Annotated in this window: 13 protein-coding genes; 6 read left to right on the top strand and 7 right to left on the bottom strand. The window is 72.1% G+C overall.

Features of this window, described 5'->3' with window-relative positions; translation table 11 throughout:
• Positions 1-145: 145 nt before the first annotated feature.
• Positions 146-1852 carry a glycerol-3-phosphate dehydrogenase/oxidase gene (locus tag ABZ854_RS01400; RefSeq protein ID WP_361202447.1) on the bottom strand — a complete coding sequence of 569 codons (1707 nt, stop codon included), beginning with the start codon at positions 1850-1852 and terminating at the stop codon, positions 146-148.
• A gap of 308 nt (positions 1853-2160) precedes the next feature.
• On the opposite strand from ABZ854_RS01400, the gene ABZ854_RS01395 reads away from it, so the two are divergent.
• Together ABZ854_RS01395 and ABZ854_RS01390 are read left to right on the top strand one after the other, a co-directional pair.
• Positions 2161-3369, top strand: coding sequence for a nucleotide sugar dehydrogenase (locus ABZ854_RS01395; protein ID WP_361202445.1), 1209 nt, complete (start codon positions 2161-2163; stop codon positions 3367-3369).
• A gap of 167 nt (positions 3370-3536) precedes the next feature.
• The gene (locus ABZ854_RS01390; RefSeq protein ID WP_361202443.1) at positions 3537-4115 is read left to right on the top strand and encodes a hypothetical protein; all 579 of its coding nucleotides are present in this window, start codon (positions 3537-3539) and stop codon (positions 4113-4115) included.
• A gap of 73 nt (positions 4116-4188) precedes the next feature.
• On the opposite strand, the gene ABZ854_RS01385 is transcribed toward ABZ854_RS01390, so the two are convergent.
• From ABZ854_RS01385 to ABZ854_RS01370, 4 genes are all read right to left on the bottom strand, one after another.
• On the bottom strand, positions 4189-5313 hold the full coding sequence (locus ABZ854_RS01385) for a GuaB3 family IMP dehydrogenase-related protein (RefSeq protein WP_129307346.1): 1125 nt from the start codon (positions 5311-5313) through the stop codon (positions 4189-4191).
• Between the two features lie 151 nt (positions 5314-5464).
• Positions 5465-6970, bottom strand: coding sequence for an IMP dehydrogenase (guaB, locus tag ABZ854_RS01380; protein WP_129307347.1), 1506 nt, complete (start codon positions 6968-6970; stop codon positions 5465-5467).
• Positions 6971-7123: 153 nt separating this feature from the next.
• Positions 7124-7711, bottom strand: coding sequence for a sigma-70 family RNA polymerase sigma factor (locus ABZ854_RS01375; RefSeq protein ID WP_361202440.1), 588 nt, complete (start codon positions 7709-7711; stop codon positions 7124-7126).
• 718 nt (positions 7712-8429) lie between these two features.
• Positions 8430-9041, bottom strand: a complete 612-nt coding sequence (locus ABZ854_RS01370; RefSeq protein ID WP_003948568.1) for a response regulator transcription factor — start codon at positions 9039-9041, stop codon at positions 8430-8432.
• Positions 9042-9422: 381 nt separating this feature from the next.
• On the opposite strand from ABZ854_RS01370, the gene ABZ854_RS01365 reads away from it, so the two are divergent.
• Complete coding sequence (locus tag ABZ854_RS01365; protein ID WP_129307349.1) at positions 9423-9752, top strand: WhiB family transcriptional regulator; 330 nt, start codon at positions 9423-9425, stop codon at positions 9750-9752.
• A gap of 81 nt (positions 9753-9833) precedes the next feature.
• On the opposite strand, the gene ABZ854_RS01360 is transcribed toward ABZ854_RS01365, so the two are convergent.
• On the bottom strand, positions 9834-10742 hold the full coding sequence (locus ABZ854_RS01360; protein WP_361202438.1) for a LysR family transcriptional regulator: 909 nt from the start codon (positions 10740-10742) through the stop codon (positions 9834-9836).
• Positions 10743-10822: 80 nt separating this feature from the next.
• Here ABZ854_RS01360 and ABZ854_RS01355 point away from each other — a divergent pair, with 80 nt between their 5' ends.
• The 3 genes from ABZ854_RS01355 (at position 10823) to ABZ854_RS01345 (ending at position 13216) form a co-directional block, all read left to right on the top strand.
• Positions 10823-11491 carry an MOSC domain-containing protein gene (locus ABZ854_RS01355; protein ID WP_361202436.1) on the top strand — a complete coding sequence of 223 codons (669 nt, stop codon included), beginning with the start codon at positions 10823-10825 and terminating at the stop codon, positions 11489-11491.
• A gap of 145 nt (positions 11492-11636) precedes the next feature.
• A complete protein-coding gene (locus ABZ854_RS01350; RefSeq protein ID WP_361202434.1) occupies positions 11637-12410 on the top strand; it encodes an SDR family oxidoreductase in 774 nt (257 codons plus the stop codon).
• Positions 12411-12508: 98 nt separating this feature from the next.
• Positions 12509-13216 (top strand): ester cyclase, encoded by a 708-nt coding sequence (locus ABZ854_RS01345; RefSeq protein WP_361202432.1) that lies wholly within the window; start codon positions 12509-12511, stop codon positions 13214-13216.
• A gap of 66 nt (positions 13217-13282) precedes the next feature.
• Here the strand turns inward: ABZ854_RS01345 and ABZ854_RS01340 are convergent, their stop codons facing one another.
• Positions 13283-16012: a hypothetical protein gene (locus ABZ854_RS01340; RefSeq protein WP_361202430.1), complete on the bottom strand. Its 2730-nt coding sequence runs from the start codon at positions 16010-16012 to the stop codon at positions 13283-13285.
• Positions 16013-16126: the final 114 nt, after the last annotated feature.

Raw genomic sequence — 16126 nt, 5'->3', positions numbered from 1 at the left:
CATTGTCCCTCACCCGACAAGTGCCCGACGCCCAGGGTGCCGGGCGCCCGGAGCCGGGCCCGCGCACCCCGGCCGACCCGGTGAACATGGGGCTCCGGTTGCCGGGATGATGGTGATTCAGGCGCTCTCCTCCCCCCTCCCGCGGCTACAGCGGGACGATGTCCGGGGCGCCCAGGCGGGCCGCGTCCGCGGTCAGGTCGTCCGGTTGGCGCTGCGACTCGCGTTCGGCCTCGACCCGCTTCTCGTAGTGCTCGACCTCGCGTTCGATCTGGCCCTTGTCCCAGCCGAGGACGGGGGCCATGAGTTCCGCCGCCTCGCGGGCGCTGCGGGTGCCGCGGTCGAAGGTCTCGATGGAGATGCGGGTGCGGCGGGTGAGGACGTCGTCCAGGTGGCGGGCGCCCTCGTGCGAGGCGGCGTAGACGACCTCGGCGCGCAGGTAGTCGTCGGCGGCCTGCAGCGGGGCGCCCAGGGCGGGGTCGCCCGCGATGAGGTCGAGGAGTTCCTCGGCCATGGAGCCGTACCGGTTGAGCAGGTGCTCGACGCGGACGACGTGGATGCCGGTGCGGGCGGCGATGCGGGCCCGCGCGTTCCACATGGCCCGGTAGCCCTCGGCGCCGATCAGCGGGACGTCCTCGGTGACGCAGTCGGCGACGCGCATGTCCAGCCCGTGCACGGCCTCGTCGACGGCGTCCTTGGCCATCACGCGGTACGTGGTGTACTTGCCGCCCGCCACGACCACCAGGCCCGGCGCCGGATGCGCCACGGTGTGCTCGCGGGACAGCTTGCTGGTGGCGTCGGACTCACCGGCCAGCAGGGGCCTCAGCCCGGCGTACACGCCCTGTACGTCGTCGCGGCTGAGCGGCACCCGCAGCACCGAGTTGACGTGTTCCAGCAGGTAGTCGATGTCGGCGCTGGAGGCGGCCGGGTGGGCCTTGTCGAGGTCCCAGTCGGTGTCGGTGGTGCCGACGATCCAGTGCCGGCCCCAGGGGATGACGAACAGGACGGACTTCTCGGTGCGCAGGATCAGCCCGGTGGTGGAGTGGATGCGGTCCTTGGGCACGACCAGGTGGATGCCCTTGGAGGCGCGGACGTGGAACTGGCCGCGCTCCCCCACCATGGCCTGCGTGTCGTCGGTCCACACGCCGGTCGCGTTGACGACCTGCTGGGCGCGGATCTCGTACTCCCCGCCGCCCTCCACGTCCTGCACACGGGCGCCGACCACCCGCTCGCCCTCGCGCAGGAACCCGGTCACGCGCGCGCGGTTGGCCGCCTTCGCGCCGTACGACACCGCCGTGCGGACCAGGGTGGCGACGAAGCGGGCGTCGTCCATCTGCGCGTCGTAGTACTGCAGGGCGCCGACGAGGGCGTCCTTCTTCAGGCAGGGGGCGACGCGCAGGGCGTGCCGGCGGGTCAGGTGGCGGTGCAGGGGCAGGCCCCGGCCGTGTCCGCGGGCCATCGACATCGCGTCATAGAGGGCGACGCCCGAGCCCGCGTACAGCCGCTCCCAGCCCTGGTGCTGGAGCGGGTAGAGGAACGGCACCGGTTTGACCAGGTGGGGGGCGAGCCGCTCCAGGAGCAGGCCGCGTTCCTTGAGGGCCTCGCGGACCAGGGCGAAGTCCAGCATCTCCAGATAGCGCAGGCCGCCGTGGATCAGTTTGCTGGACCTGCTGGAGGTGCCCGACGCCCAGTCGCGGGCCTCGACCAGGCCGGTGGCCAGGCCTCGGGTCGCCGCGTCCAGCGCGGTGCCGGCGCCGACCACTCCGCCGCCGACCACCAGCACGTCCAGCTCGCGCTCCGCCATCGCCGCCAGTGCCTCGGCCCGCTGCGCCGGCCCCAGAGTCGCTGTCCTCACCGCTGCCTCCCGCTGTCGCGCACCGCTTCTTCCCGGTCCGGTCCCCTTCGGCCCACTCGCCTCCTCCTGCCCAAAGTCCTCCTGTCCAAAGTCTGACCGGGATGCGCGGCTTCAGCCAGCCGCGCTCCCAGCCTGTGGACAACTCACGGGCGACGCCCCGAAAACCCGCGTAACCGCTGGCCCGACACACGAACAGAATCCCGCATAACGGTCATATTTACTCCTAGTCTGACAGTGCACTCGCTCATGCTGTCCACAGCGGTTGCGCACCTGTCCCGCTTCGGTTATTGGGAAGGACGGCCCACGCCATGCCCGCAGATCTCGCCGTCATCGGACTCGGTCCCTACGGCCTGCCACTGGCCCAGGCCGCCGTCGCCGCAGGCATCCCCACCCTCGGGTACGCCACCGGCCCCGAGGCCGGTTCCCTCAGCCCCGCCGAGCTGCGCCGGATGCACGCGGCGGGCTTCCGGCCCACGGACGACCCGGCCCACCTCGGCCGCGTCCGCACCGCCGTGATCTGCGCGCCGACCCCGCGCGGCGCCGACGGCGGGCTCGACCTCGGGCAGGTGGAAGTGGCGGCCCGCGCGCTCGCCGAGCGGCTCCGCCCGCACACCACCGTCATCCTGGAGTCATCGGTGCTGCCGGGCACCACCGAGCGGTTCCTGCTGCCCCTGCTGGAGAAGGGCTCCGGACTGCGCGCGGGCCGCGACTTCCACCTCGCCTACTCCCCCAGCCGGGCCGACCCCGGCAACCGCGACCACACCCCGGCCAACACCCCGAAGGTCATCGGCGGTCTCACCCCGGCCTGCACCGAGTCGGCCGCCGCGTTCTACGGGCGGCTCACCGACAAGGTCGTCCGCGCGCGGGGGCTGCGCGAGGCGGAGACCGTGCAGCTGCTGGAGACCAACTACCGGCACGTCAACATCGCACTCGTCAACGAAATGGCCGTCCTCTGCCACGACTTGGGCGTCGACCTGTGGGACGTCATCCGGTGTGCGGAGACCAAGCCCTTCGGCTTCCAGGCGTTCCGCCCCGGCCCGGGCGTCGGCGGCCACGCCGTCCCGCAGGACCTGACCGGGCACGCCGGCGGCACCCTGCGCATGGTGGAACTGGCCCAGCAGGTCAACCACCGCATGCCCCGGTACGTCGTCCAGCGCGCCGCCACCCTGCTGAACGAGCACGGCAAGTCCGCGCGCGGGGCACGCGTGCTGCTGCTCGGCGTCACCTACAAGGCCGACCTCGCCGACCAGCAGGGCACGCCGGCCCAGGAGATCGCCGTACGGCTGATGGAACTCGGCGCCTCCGTCAGCTACCACGACCCGCACGTGGCCTCCTGGAGCGTCCTGGACCGCCCGGTCCCGCGCGCGGACTCCCTCTACGAGGCCGCCGCCGACGCCGACTTGACGATCCTGCTCCAGCAACACCGCACGTACGACCTCCAAGGCCTGTCGGTGAAGGCCCAACTCCTGCTGGACACCCGGGGTGCCACACCGACGGGAGCGGCCCACCGGCTCTGATGCGCGCCGGATCGGTGTCCCGGGCCCGTCACGAACGGAAAACAGCCGGGGGCGTTGTCGGCCCCGGCTGTTAGTCTCCCCTGGCTCGCGCATAGCGGGCACACAGTTTGCGCGAGCGCACATCCGTTCGATCGTCCAGTTGTACACAGCACGGGGGGACTCCTGTCATGAGCCAGTCATATCCGCCGCCGCAGCAGCCCGGTCCGGCCGGCGCCAACCCTTACGCCCAGCAGCCGCCGGTCGGCGCCCCCGCGCCCTACCCGGCGCAGCCCGGTGCCCCGGCCGCGCCGTACCCCGCCCAGCCCGGCGCCTTCGCGGGTCCGCCGGCGCCGCCCGCGCCGGGGCGGAACAACCTGGCGCTGGGGCTGATCGCGGCGGTCGCCGCGGCGCTGGTCGTGGGCGCCCTCTACGGCGTCGTCATCGGCCTCACCAAGCACGAGATCGGCTGGGCCGCGGTCGGCGTCGGCTTCGTCATCGGTGTGGCCGCGGGCAAGGCCGGCGGCCGGAACCCGGTGGTCGCGATCGCCGCCGCCGTGCTGGCGCTCGGCTCGGTCTACCTCGGCCAACTGGTCGGCGAGGCCATGATCGGCGCAGATCTGCTGCACGTCAGCTTCTCCGAGCTGTTCTTCCAGCACTTCGACCTGGTCCAGCAGGGCTGGAAGTCCGACGCGGACCCGCTGACCTTCGTCTTCTTCGCGATCGCCGCGTTCGCCGCGTTCTCGGGCACGAAGAAGGCCGCCGCATAACACGCACGCACGCGAGAAGGGCCCGGCACCGCGCGGTGCCGGGCCCTTCGCCGTCGTGGCGGCGTTGCGCGGGTCAGCGCTTGTGCTGGCTGTCGGCCACCGTGACCTCGACCCGCTGGAACTCCTTCAGCTCGCTGTAGCCGGTGGTGGCCATGGCGCGGCGCAGGGCGCCGAAGAAGTTCATGGAGCCGTCCGGGGTGTGGGACGGGCCCGTGAGGACCTCCTCGATGGTGCCGACCGTGCCGAGGTCGACCTTCTGGCCGCGCGGCAGCTCCTCGTTGACGGCCTCCATGCCCCAGTGGTGGCCCTTGCCGGGCGCGTCCGTGGCGCGGGCCAGCGGGGAGCCCATCATCACCGCGTCGGCGCCGCAGGCGATCGCCTTGGGCAGGTCGCCGGACCAGCCGACGCCGCCGTCCGCGATCACGTGCACGTACCGGCCGCCGGACTCGTCCATGTAGTCGCGGCGGGCCGCCGCCACGTCCGCGACCGCGGTCGCCATGGGGACCTGGATGCCCAGCACGTTGCGCGTGGTGTGCGCGGCGCCGCCGCCGAACCCGACCAGGACGCCGGCCGCGCCGGTGCGCATCAGGTGCAGGGCGGCGGTGTAGGTGGCGCAGCCGCCGACGATCACCGGGACGTCCAGCTCGTAGATGAACTGCTTCAGGTTCAGCGGCTCGGCGGCGCCCGACACGTGCTCCGCGGAGACCGTCGTACCGCGGATGACGAAGATGTCCACGCCCGCGTCCACGACCGCCTTGGAGAACTGGGCGGTGCGCTGCGGGGAGAGCGCGGCCGCCGTGACCACGCCGGAGTCGCGCACCTCCTTGATGCGCGCGCCGATCAGCTCCTCCTTGATGGGGGCCGCGTAGATCTCCTGCAGGCGGCGGGTGGCCCGCTCGGAGGGCAGCTCGGCGATCTCGTCCAGCAGCGGCTGCGGGTCCTCGTGCCGCGTCCAGAGGCCTTCGAGGTTGAGCACGCCGAGGCCGCCCAGCTCACCGATGCGGATCGCGGTGGCCGGGGAGACGACCGAGTCCATGGGGGCGGCCAGGAAGGGCAGCTCGAAGCGGTAGGCGTCGATCTGCCAGGCGATCGAGACCTCCTTCGGGTCCCGCGTACGGCGGCTGGGGACGACGGCGATGTCGTCGAAGGCGTACGCCCGGCGGCCGCGCTTGCCGCGCCCGATCTCGATCTCAGTCACGTCTGTGGCCTTTCCCTGATGCGTTGCAGCGTCTTCCAGTATCGCCGACGGGTACGACAGCGGCGGCCCCGGATGCTCCGGGACCGCCGTCGGTTCACGTCTCGCGCGGCGTCACGCGCGCGGGGGCGTCGCGTTCACGCGCGCGTGGGCGTCACTTCTTGCTGCTGTAGTTGGGCGCCTCGACCGTCATCTGGATGTCGTGCGGGTGGGACTCCTTCAGGCCCGCCGAGGTGATCCGCACGAAGCGGCCCTTGGACTCCATCTCCTCGACGGTGGCGGCGCCGACGTAGCCCATGGTCTGGCGCAGGCCGCCGACGAGCTGGTGCAGGACGTTGGCGAGCGGACCGCGGTAGGGCACCTGGCCCTCGACGCCCTCGGGGACGAGCTTCTCGTCGGTGGTGACCTCGGCCTGGAAGTAGCGGTCCTTCGAGTACGACTTGCCCTGACCGCGGGACTGCATGGCGCCGAGCGAGCCCATGCCCCGGTACGACTTGAACTGCTTGCCGTTGATGAACAGCAGCTCGCCCGGGGACTCCTCGCAGCCGGCGAGGAGGCTGCCCAGCATCACCGTGTCGGCGCCGGCGACCAGCGCCTTGCCGATGTCGCCCGAGTACTGCAGGCCGCCGTCGCCGATCAGCGGGATGCCGGCGGGGCGGGCCGCGAGGGACGCCTCGTAGATGGCCGTGACCTGGGGGACGCCGATGCCGGCGACCACGCGCGTGGTGCAGATGGAGCCGGGGCCGACGCCCACCTTGATGCCGTCCATGCCGGCGTCGATCAGCGCCTGGGCGCCGTCGCGGGTGGCGACGTTGCCGCCGACCACGTCGACGTTCACGCTGGACTTGATCTTCGCCATCCAGCTCAGGGCGTTGCTGTTGTGGCCGTGGGAGGTGTCGACGACCAGGAAGTCCACACCGGCCTCGGCGAGGCCCTGGGCGCGCTCCAGCGCCTCCGGGCTGGCGCCGACGGCGGCACCGACGAGCAGCCGGCCCTCGGCGTCCTTCGCGGCGTTGGGGTACTTCTCGGCCTTGACGAAGTCCTTGACCGTGATCAGGCCCTTGAGGACGCCGTCGCCGTCCACCAGGGGAAGCTTCTCGATCTTGTGCTTGCGCAGCAGCTCCATGGCCTCGGGACCGGAGATGCCGACCTGGCCGGTGACCAGCGGCATCGGGGTCATGACCTCGTGCACGCGCCGGGTGCGGTCGCTCTCGAAGGCCATGTCGCGGTTGGTCACGATGCCGAGGAGCTTGCCGGCCGGGTCGGTGACGGGGACACCGCTGATGCGGAACTTCGCGCACAGCGCGTCGGCCTCGGCGAGGGTGGCCTCCGGGTGCACGGTGATCGGGTCGGTGACCATGCCGGACTCGGACCGCTTCACCAGGTCGACCTGGTTGACCTGGTCCTCCACGGAGAGGTTGCGGTGCAGCACGCCGACGCCGCCGAGGCGGGCCATCGCGATCGCCATGCGGGACTCGGTCACCTTGTCCATCGCCGCCGACAGCAGCGGGATGTTCACCCGGACGTTGCGGGAGATACGGGACGAGGTGTCGGCCGCGTTGGGGAGCACCTCGGATGCGCCCGGCAGCAGCAGCACGTCGTCGTAGGTCAGCCCGAGTGTCGCGAATTTACCGGGCACTCCGTCGACGTTTGCAGTCATGACACCTTCCCCATGGCCTTGATCGGTGCGGATGTCCATGCTAACGGGAAGCGGCGTTAGCAAATTCCACGGTGCGAGACGCCTTCGGGCTTCGTATGTTCGTACGACGACGTGTTCGTACGACGATGCTGCGGCTCTGGGCCCTGTACGCCCCTACTGTTCGGCGAGCGCCCTCAGACGGCTCAGGGCGCGGTGCTGGGCGACCCGGACCGCGCCGGGTGACATTCCCAACATCTGGCCCGTCTCCTCCGCCGTCAGGCCCACCGCGATGCGCAGGAGGAGCAGTTCGCGCTGGTTCTCGGGCAGGTTGGCGAGGAGCTTCTTGGCCCACTCGGCGTCGCTGCTGAGCAGGGCGCGCTCCTCGGGGCCGAGGGAGTCGTCCGGCCGCTCGGGCATCTCGTCGGACGGCACCGCCGTGGAGCCGGGGTGCCGCATGGCGGCGCGCTGCAGGTCGGCGACCTTGTGGGACGCGATGGCGAAGACGAACGCCTCGAAGGGGCGGCCGGTGTCCCGGTAGCGCGGCAGCGCGAGCAGGACGGCGACGCAGACCTCCTGCGCGAGGTCCTCCACGAAGTGGCGTGCGTCGCCCGGGAGCCGGGACAGCCGCGTGCGGCAGTAGCGCAGCGCCAGGGGGTGGACGTGGGCCAGCAGGTCGTGCGTGGCCTGCTCGTCCCCGTCGACGGCACGATGCACGAGGCCGCCGATCACCCCGTGGGCCGTGCCGGCCTCGTCGTCGCGCATCGGTCCATCGTGCACTGTGGCCGTCCGGTCCGTCGCATCGTGCTCGTGGTTGTGCACCGAAGCGTTATGAGCAGGTGCGCCGGCACTCATTCCTCGCGCCCTCCCCTTCCGCTCGACCGACTTGTCCCCGAGAGACTCCACCTCTCAAGCATGCGGCATCGCCGCGAAAACGGTGTCCCTCCGGGGGTTGGCCGACGATTCGGTGCGGCCCTGTGGAGATCTGCGGGCCCGTTGTGGCTGGTCGCGCCCACGCGGCGAGGCCCCGGATCGACACGGCCCGCGCCCCTTGGGGGGGTGGCCCCCCGGTAAATGGGTGCAGGTGCGTCGCGGCTTGTCGCGCAGTTCCCCGCGCCCCCGGGTGGGTTGCCCTGACCGGTGTCCAGTAGGTGCCCGGCATCGGTCGCACCGTACCTTGCGGCCGGGGGCGACTGCGGGTCCGTTGTGGCCGGTCGGGCCCACGCGGCGGAGCCGCAGATCGACACGCCCCCGCGCCCCTGGGTGGGTTGCCGCCATCGGTGTCTTGAAGCGGTGACCGCGACTCCGAGTGCCTGCTCGGTGCCGGGCAGAGCCATCACCCCAGGGGCGCGGGGAACTGTGCGACCAGCCACGACGGGCCCGCAGATGCCCTACGAGCGCAGCCCCGTAGGGGAGCGCAGGGCAACGGCGGAGCCGGCCGCACCCGGTGAGGGGAACACGGCCGGGGTTGCCGCCCAGGCGTTCAGCGGACCAGGCCCCAGCGGAAGCCGAGGGCCACGGCGTGGGCCCGGTCGGACGCGCCGAGCTTCTTGAACAGGCGCCGCGCGTGGGTCTTCACGGTGTCCTCGGAGAGGAACAGCTCACGGCCGATCTCGGCGTTGGAGCGCCCGTGGCTCATACCCTCCAGCACCTGGATCTCGCGGGCGGTGAGCGTCGGCGCCGCCCCCATCTCCGCCGAGCGGAGCCGGCGCGGCGCGAGCCGCCAGGTCGGGTCGGCGAGCGCCTGCGTCACCGTGGCCCGCAGCTCCGCGCGGGAGGCGTCCTTGTGGAGGTAGCCACGCGCGCCCGCCGCCACCGCGAGCGCGACGCCGTCCAGGTCCTCGGCGACCGTGAGCATGATGATCCGGGCGCCCGGGTCGGCGGACAGCAGCCGCCGCACGGTCTCCACGCCGCCCAGACCGGGCATGCGTACGTCCATCAGAATCAGGTCGGAACGGTCGGCGCCCCAGCGGCGGAGGACTTCCTCGCCGTTGGCCGCCGTCGTCACGCGCTCGACGCCGGGCACGGTCGCGACCGCGCGACGGAGCGCTTCTCGGGCAAGCGGGGAGTCGTCGCAGACGAGGACGGATGTCATGACCGCCCTCCGCAGCTGATGCGCGTCACCTTGAGCCTCCAGGCTGGTACGGAATCGTCACCTGTGCGGTCGACCGTCTCGGACGCCTGCCCGAGCTCTTGTGTTTTCAACCGCCTCCGCACTCTCAACGACGGTCACTCGAAAGAGTTACGGGGCCGCGTGCCGTCTTCGGCACTCTACGTGAGGGCGCGCACACGGTGCAGACATGCGCGTCGGACTCTCGACTTTTCATCACAACCTATGCCCCATTCAGACCCTTTTCTTCCCGTTCAGTGGTGTCCGGGGCTAGATTCGCAATGAGTCATATTTTCATCTCCTTAGACCGGAGATGTACGGTCGTTGGCACCGTATCCGCCCAGAACGGCTACAAGGGGTCACGTAATGGCAGATTTCTCCCGCCTTCCCGGACCGAACGCGGACCTGTGGGACTGGCAGCTGCTCGCTGCCTGCCGCGGGGTGGACAGCTCTCTCTTCTTTCACCCGGAGGGCGAGCGCGGGGCGGCTCGGAGCGCTCGCGAGAACTCGGCCAAGGAGGTCTGCATGAGGTGCCCGGTCCGTGCGCAGTGCGCGGCGCACGCGCTGGCGGTGCGCGAGCCGTACGGCGTGTGGGGCGGCCTGACCGAGGACGAGCGTGAGGAGCTGATGGGACGGGCACGCAACCGCCTGGTGACCGCGTCGGCCACCGGTGGGGGTGTCTCTCCCGACCACTGAAGGAACGTTTCCGCATCCATGGCAGTCCGGATGCGGCCCGCCATCCGCACCACAGGGGCACGCGCACGCGTGCCCCTGTTCTCATGCCCCCTGGGAGCGCCCCGCCGCCCGTGCCAGCTGTTCCAGCGTCGCCGCCACCGCCGGCACCTGGGCCAGGTCGGGCAGGGTGAGGGCGACGATCTCCCGCCGGACCGACGGTTCCAGCGCCACCGTCCGCACCCCCCGGGGCCGTACCGACTCCACCGCCAGCTGGGGCAGTACGGCGACGCCCAGGCCCGCGCCCACGAGGCCCACCACGGCCGGGTAGTCGTCCGTGGCGAAGTCGATGCGGGGCGTGAAGCCGGCGCTCTCGCACACCTCCACCAACTGGCCCCGGCAGCGCGGGCAGCCCGCGATCCAGGGCTCCTCGGCCAGCTCGGCGATGGCGACGGACTCCGCGCGCGCGAGGCGGTGCCGTTCGGGCACCAGGCCGACCAGACGGTCCGTCAGCAGCGGCCGTACGACGAGGTCGTCCCAGTCCTCCGCGACCGCCGCGCCCTCGTAGCGGAAGGCCAGCGCCAGGTCGCAGTCGCCCTCGCGCAGCAGTGCCGCCGACTTCGGGGGCTCGGCCTCCTCCAGGGAGACGCGGGTGCCGGGGTGGGCGGCGCGCAGGGCGGCCAGCGCGGTGGGGACCAGGGTGGAGCTGCCGCTGGGGAAGGAGACCAGCCGGACCCGGCCCGCGCGCAGGCCGGCGATGGCGGCGACCTCCTCCTCGGCGGCGGTGAGGCCGGCGAGGATCCCCGAGGCGTGCCGGACGAGGGCCTCGCCGGCCTGGGTCAGGCGCATCTCGCGGCCGTTGCGGACAAGCAGCGGGGTGCCCACGGAGGCCTCCAGGGCCTTCATCTGCTGGCTGACGGCGGGCTGGGTGCAGCCGAGCTCCCGCCCCGCCGCCGAGAAGGAGCCGGTGGTGGCGACGGCGCGCAGGACACGGAGATGACGGGCCTCTATCACCCCTCAAGCATAAGCCAGACTTGGACATGTCTCGCGATATTCACTCGACGCTTTGAGGTGGCGTCCCGTACCGTGCGGTCATGAAGCTTCTCTCGGTCAATCTGGGCCGTCCGCAGCCGGTGTCGTACACGGACCAGGCGGAGGGTGTCACGGGCATCGACAAGCGGCCCGTCGACGGCCCGGTGCGGGTGACCGCCCCGGGGCCCAGCGGCGTCGGCGGCAGCGGCCTGGCCGGGGACGCGGTGTGCGAACTGCGCTACCACGGCGGGGACGACCAGGCGGTGTACGCGTTCGCGCGCGCGGACCTCGACGAGTGGGAGCGCGAACTCGGCCGGCCGCTGGCCAACGGCCAGTTCGGCGAGAACCTCACGACGGACGGGTTGGACGTCTCCGGGGCACTGATCGGCGAGCGCTGGAGGATCGGCTCCGAGGTGGTCCTGGAGGTGACCTCGGGGCGGGTCCCGTGCCGTACGTTCCAGGGCCACATGGACGAGCGTGGCTGGGTCAGGAGATTCACCCGGAAGGGCGCGACGGGCGCCTATCTGAGGGTGATCGAACCGGGTGAGATACGGACGGGCGACCCGATCCGGATCGTGTACCGGCCGGAGCACGGGGTGACGGCGGCGATGGAGTTCCGGGCGACGACCACGGAGCACGAACTGCTGCCCCGCCTGCTGGCCGCGGAGACGGCCCTGCGCGCGAGGTCACTGGCCAAGGCCCGCAAGTACGTGCAGCAGAACGGGAGCTGACGAGCCGTCGGGCAGCAAGGCTCGCAGCGCGACGGCGACCCGGCCGACGGCGGGGCTGAGAGGCCGTCAGCACCCGGCCCTCCGGCGGTCCTCCCCCGGCGTCCGGCGAGCGGACGCTGTCAGTCCGGGTCACTACCCTTGCGCCATGACAACGGCTCTGATTACGGGATCGACCGCGGGGATCGGTGCCGCGTTCGCGCGGCGCCTGGCGGCTGACGGGCACGACCTCGTCCTGGTGGCACGGGACACCCGGCGGCTGCGCGAGCAGGCGACGGAACTGCACGACCGGCACGGCATCGAGGCCGAGGTGCTCACCGCCGACCTGGCCGAGGACAAGGGCATCGAGACGGTGGCCGAGCGCCTCGGCGACCGCCGCAACCCGGTCGACCTGCTGATCAACAACGCCGGTTTCGGAAACAAGGGCCGCTATCTGGACGTGTCGATGGCGGACGAGCTGCGCATGCTCAAGGTGCACTGCGAGGCCGTGCTGCGGCTGACCTCGGCGGCGGCCGACGCGATGCGGGAGCGCGGGCGCGGCGGGGTCGTCAACGTGGCCTCGGTGGCGGCCTTCGTGCCGAGGGGGACGTACGGCGCCTCCAAGGCGTGGGTCGTGCAGTTCACGCAGGGCGCGGCCCGGGACCTGGCCGGCAGTGGCGTCCGGCTGATGGCCCTGTGCCCCGGCTTCGTGCGCACCGAGTTCCACCAGCGGGCTGGGATGGGCACGGACAACATCCCCGGCTGGATGTGGCTGGACGCGGACAAGCTGGTGACGGCGGCGCTGGCCGACCTCGCGCGCGGGAAGTCGCTGTCGATCCCTGCCGCCCGGTACAAGACGCTGATGGGCCTGGCGAAGGTGGCCCCGCGCGGGCTGCTGGGCGGGATCTCCTCCCGGACGGGCCGCAGGTACGGCCCGCGATAGCCGCCGAACGCAGCCGCGGGGCTCGGCAGGTGAGGACGTCACTCCGGTGGGAAAATGGGCGGGACGATAACCGGACCACGGGGGCCGGAGGCGGCGTCATGACCTTCGTACAGCTCATCGAGTGCAGGACGAGCCGGCTGGACGAGATGAACCGGCTGATGGACGACTGGGTCGAACAGACCAAAGGAAAGCGGACGGCGACGCACGCGCTGGTCGGCAAGGACCGCTCGGACGCGTCGCACATCGTCGAGGTGGTGGAGTTCCCGTCCTACGAGGAGGCGATGCGGAACTCGCAGCTCCCGGAGACCGGCAGGATCTTCGAGAACCTGGTCGCGCTCTGCGAGGAGACACCGACGTTCACCGACCTTGACGTCGTACGGGACGACCTGCTGGCCGACATCGCGGTGCGGCGGTTCTTCGAGGCGCTCTCCGCGCCCGGTGAGCTGTCCCCCCTCAACGACCTGCTGGACGAGGACGTCCACAGCCACGACCCGGTCAACCCGCAGGACACGATCGGGCTGGACGCCTGCCGTGCCGAGTTCAGGATGTGGCGGAGCGCTTTCGGGTTCGACGCCGCGGTCGAGGACGTACTCGCCCAGGGCGACCGGGCCTGCTGCCGCTGGACCGCGAGCGGCTCGCACCAGGGCGACTTCCTGGGCATCCAGCCCACCGGCAAGCGGGTCACCATGACCGGTACGACCATGTTCCGCTTCGGCCCGAACGGCAAGATCACGGAAATGTGGTGGCAGCACGACACCCTGGGCCTGATGCAGCAACTGGGCGCGCTGGAGGCGTTGGAGCAGTGAGGGCCGCCCGGCCCGCGCCCACGCCACGCGGGCCGGCGCCGCTCTCCTCCTGACCTGCCGCGCGCGCTACGGCGTTGCAGGCGGGGCCGACTGGGTCTGCTGGGGGGCGGGAGGCGGAGTTTCCGGCTGGGCCAGGGTGCCGGCGATGGTGGTTGCGAAGGCCGTGGCGGCGGCGACCAGGACGGTGCCGGCCGGGACGGTGATGGAGGAGAGCCGGCGCAGGTTCCTGACCTGTGACCACTTCATTCCGGCGGCCCGCGCCAGTGACCACTCCCACCACAGACCCAGCAGCATGCACAGCACGAGCGTCTGCCCGGCGGCCCCGGCGCATCCGGCCGCCATGTCCGACCAGGAGGGGTGCGCCGTGTACTGCGGGTCGATGGTGAGGGACAGCATGGGCAGGACCTCGGCGGGCAGGATCACCAGCATCAGCCGGGCCGCCTTGCCGACCGGGGTGACGCCGCGCAGCAAGGCGTAGAAGTAGCCGAACACGAAGCCGTAGAGCGCCCAGTGGCCGAATCTCAGGACCTTGGACAGCTCGTCGAGGTGGAACGGCATGAAGTAGTCCGCGCCGACGACGCCTCCGGTCACCGCCTTGTAGGCCGCCCACGGCAGCGCCAGCAACAGGGCGCGGCGCGCGCCGGCGAACCCGGCGGACCACGGGGTGCGTCCGGCGTTCGTGCCAAGGGCGTACTGCCGGGCCCGTCGCAGCCGTGACTCGGGGTCGTCGCGGTGACCGGGTACGGCCAGCCGTTCCCAGCGGTCGGTGAATTCGGCCACCTTCATGTCCCCGGCGAGCGAGGACCGTGCGGAGCGCTGGAAGTCCGCCCGGGTGTCCCAGATCAGCTGGGTGACCAGCCACCGCTCCATGAACCGGGCGTGCCCGCGCGCACTCACCCGCCGCAGCCGGGCCGCGGACTCGGCGGTGCCGGGCGGAAGCAGCATCAGCGAGGCGAGGCCCACCCAGAGGACGGCGGCCCCCTCCCCCCACATCGTCAGTGTCCGCAGGCTGGGGCTCCCGTACGCCGTCAGCGTCGCGCCCAGCAGCAGCAGTCGGCCCACCGGCTCCACGGCCCGCCCGGCGCCGCCGAGCTCTCCGCGCCGGCGGAGGTAGAAGAGCTGGAGCACGATCACGCAGACGACGAGGACGAAGGGCAGCCATGCCGAGTAGCCCCCGAACGGGCTGCGCTGGTACGCCGCCCAGTGGGCGTCGCCCCCGGATCCCGTCCGCTGGAGTGCGCTCCACGTGGGTTCTCTTGTCGCCGGGACAGGCGTCAGGCACGCGATCAGGTAGGGCAGGAGCAGCAGGGCCCAGAACAGCAGGAAGCAGAGCGCGTGGAGCGGCGGCCTGACGGTGCGGCGCAGCGCGGAGGCCAGGAGCGAGGCGAGGCAGGCCGCCGCGGGCCAGGTGCAGCAGAGGACGGCCAACTGCCCGGCCAGGGGCATGGTCAGGCGCGGCCAGACGGTCGCGCCGGAGAGTACGGGGCCGGAGATGAGCCAGCCCGCGCCCGCGATGTAGGGGACCTTGCTGAGCCGGTGGATGAGGAAGGCCGTCCAGAGCAGGGCGGCCGCCGTAGGGGCCCAGCGACGGACCGCGCTGCCGTTGGGCCGCAGGCGTCCCGCCTGGGCCAGAACGGCGAGGAGCAGCGCTGCCGCCGGCACCGCCGTCCAGGTCACGGACGGCACCTCCTCCCCGGCGCCGGCGAGGAGGATCAGTGCGCACAGCGGCGACAGGCAGCCGGCCAGGAGTGCGGGCGTCGAGGGCGGTCTGCCGGTCCGCACGCGGCACGTGAACCACCAGAACGCCAGCGGCAGTACGTACCACCACCACAGGCCCAGGTAGGCGCCGGGAGCCCAGACGAATCCGGGCGCGAACGGGACGAGGCCCGAGACGTTTTCGGTCGTGACGGTGCCGGGCCACTGGAGCGAGATCTGCGGGCCGCCGCGGAGCGCGCACAGGACCACGGTCGCCCCGAGCAGCGCCGTCGCCCACTTCCACCTGCGCGATACGGCGGGGCCCGCCGGTCCCGCCACCAGGAGGGCGACTACGGCGGTGATCCCCGCGATGGCGGCCACGAGGGAGCCCAGCAGCTCGGCGCGCGTCTGGTGCCGCAGGACCGGTGGTCCGGACACCTTCACGCCGCGGCTCAGGATGACCGAGCGGGTGCCGTCCCCGACCTGGGTGGGCGCCCGGGATGCCCGCTGGAGTCGCCAGGTGAGGGTGGTGCCGTCCTGCGCGGCGACGGGCCCCCGGATGCGGCTGAACGTCCACTTGGGCGCGCTCACCGTCATCGTCCAGTCGGGCGGGAAGCCATGAGCCGTGCCGTACCGCTCGCCCACGGGTTCCGGCGCGATCTCCACTTTCGGATGACCGGACCGGACATGCAGGCCGAGGGTGGAGCGGGACCACACGTGCACCGGGGCACGTGCGGACGCCTGGGTCACCCTGGTGGTATCCCCGTTCGAACCGTCGTAGATCGGCTCCTCGCCGTCGAGCAGGAGCGTGTAGCCCAGGCAGTCCGCCGAACCGTCCTCCCTGAGTCCGGCCAGAGCGTCGCTCCCCGCGGCCAGCGTGTACCGGCAGGTCTGGGTGATCACCACGTCCTGCCGGGCCTGGTCCCAGCCGACCTTGATCAGCACCGTGGCGACGCGATCGGACGGCTTGTCCCCGTCCGCCGCCACGGCCCGCCCGGCGGCCGCCATGCACAGGCACAGGCAGAACAGCCCCAGCAGGAGCCCCGCCCCGGCTCTGACCGGCGGGGCTCCCCGCGACCGCCCGCCCCTCGACCGTCCCACGTCCCCGCCCCCCGGCCGCAGCACCCCACCCGCCGTGATCCCCGCCGTTCCCCGACGATGATGGCCCGGTTCGTGCCCGTCCGCGATGGCTTCGGCCGAAGACGTGCGCGCGGT

The sequence above is a fragment of the Streptomyces sp. NPDC047028 genome (assembly GCF_040644095.1).
In the GTDB taxonomy this organism is placed as follows: Bacteria; Actinomycetota; Actinomycetes; order Streptomycetales; family Streptomycetaceae; genus Streptomyces.
This window is presented reverse-complemented; position numbering and strand designations above follow the sequence as displayed.

Excerpts from the sequence above, each read along its gene's own strand:
- ABZ854_RS01395 (WP_361202445.1), top strand. The coding sequence starts at position 2,161 with ATGCCCGCAGATCTCGCCGTCATCGGACTCGGTCCCTACGGCCTGCCA.
- ABZ854_RS01390 (WP_361202443.1), top strand. The coding sequence starts at position 3,537 with ATGAGCCAGTCATATCCGCCGCCGCAGCAGCCCGGTCCGGCCGGCGCC.
- guaB (WP_129307347.1), bottom strand. The coding sequence starts at position 6,970 with ATGACTGCAAACGTCGACGGAGTGCCCGGTAAATTCGCGACACTCGGG.
- ABZ854_RS01375 (WP_361202440.1), bottom strand. The coding sequence starts at position 7,711 with ATGCGCGACGACGAGGCCGGCACGGCCCACGGGGTGATCGGCGGCCTC.
- ABZ854_RS01370 (WP_003948568.1), bottom strand. The coding sequence starts at position 9,041 with ATGACATCCGTCCTCGTCTGCGACGACTCCCCGCTTGCCCGAGAAGCG.
- ABZ854_RS01365 (WP_129307349.1), top strand. The coding sequence starts at position 9,423 with ATGGCAGATTTCTCCCGCCTTCCCGGACCGAACGCGGACCTGTGGGAC.
- ABZ854_RS01355 (WP_361202436.1), top strand. The coding sequence starts at position 10,823 with ATGAAGCTTCTCTCGGTCAATCTGGGCCGTCCGCAGCCGGTGTCGTAC.
- ABZ854_RS01350 (WP_361202434.1), top strand. The coding sequence starts at position 11,637 with ATGACAACGGCTCTGATTACGGGATCGACCGCGGGGATCGGTGCCGCG.
- ABZ854_RS01345 (WP_361202432.1), top strand. The coding sequence starts at position 12,509 with ATGACCTTCGTACAGCTCATCGAGTGCAGGACGAGCCGGCTGGACGAG.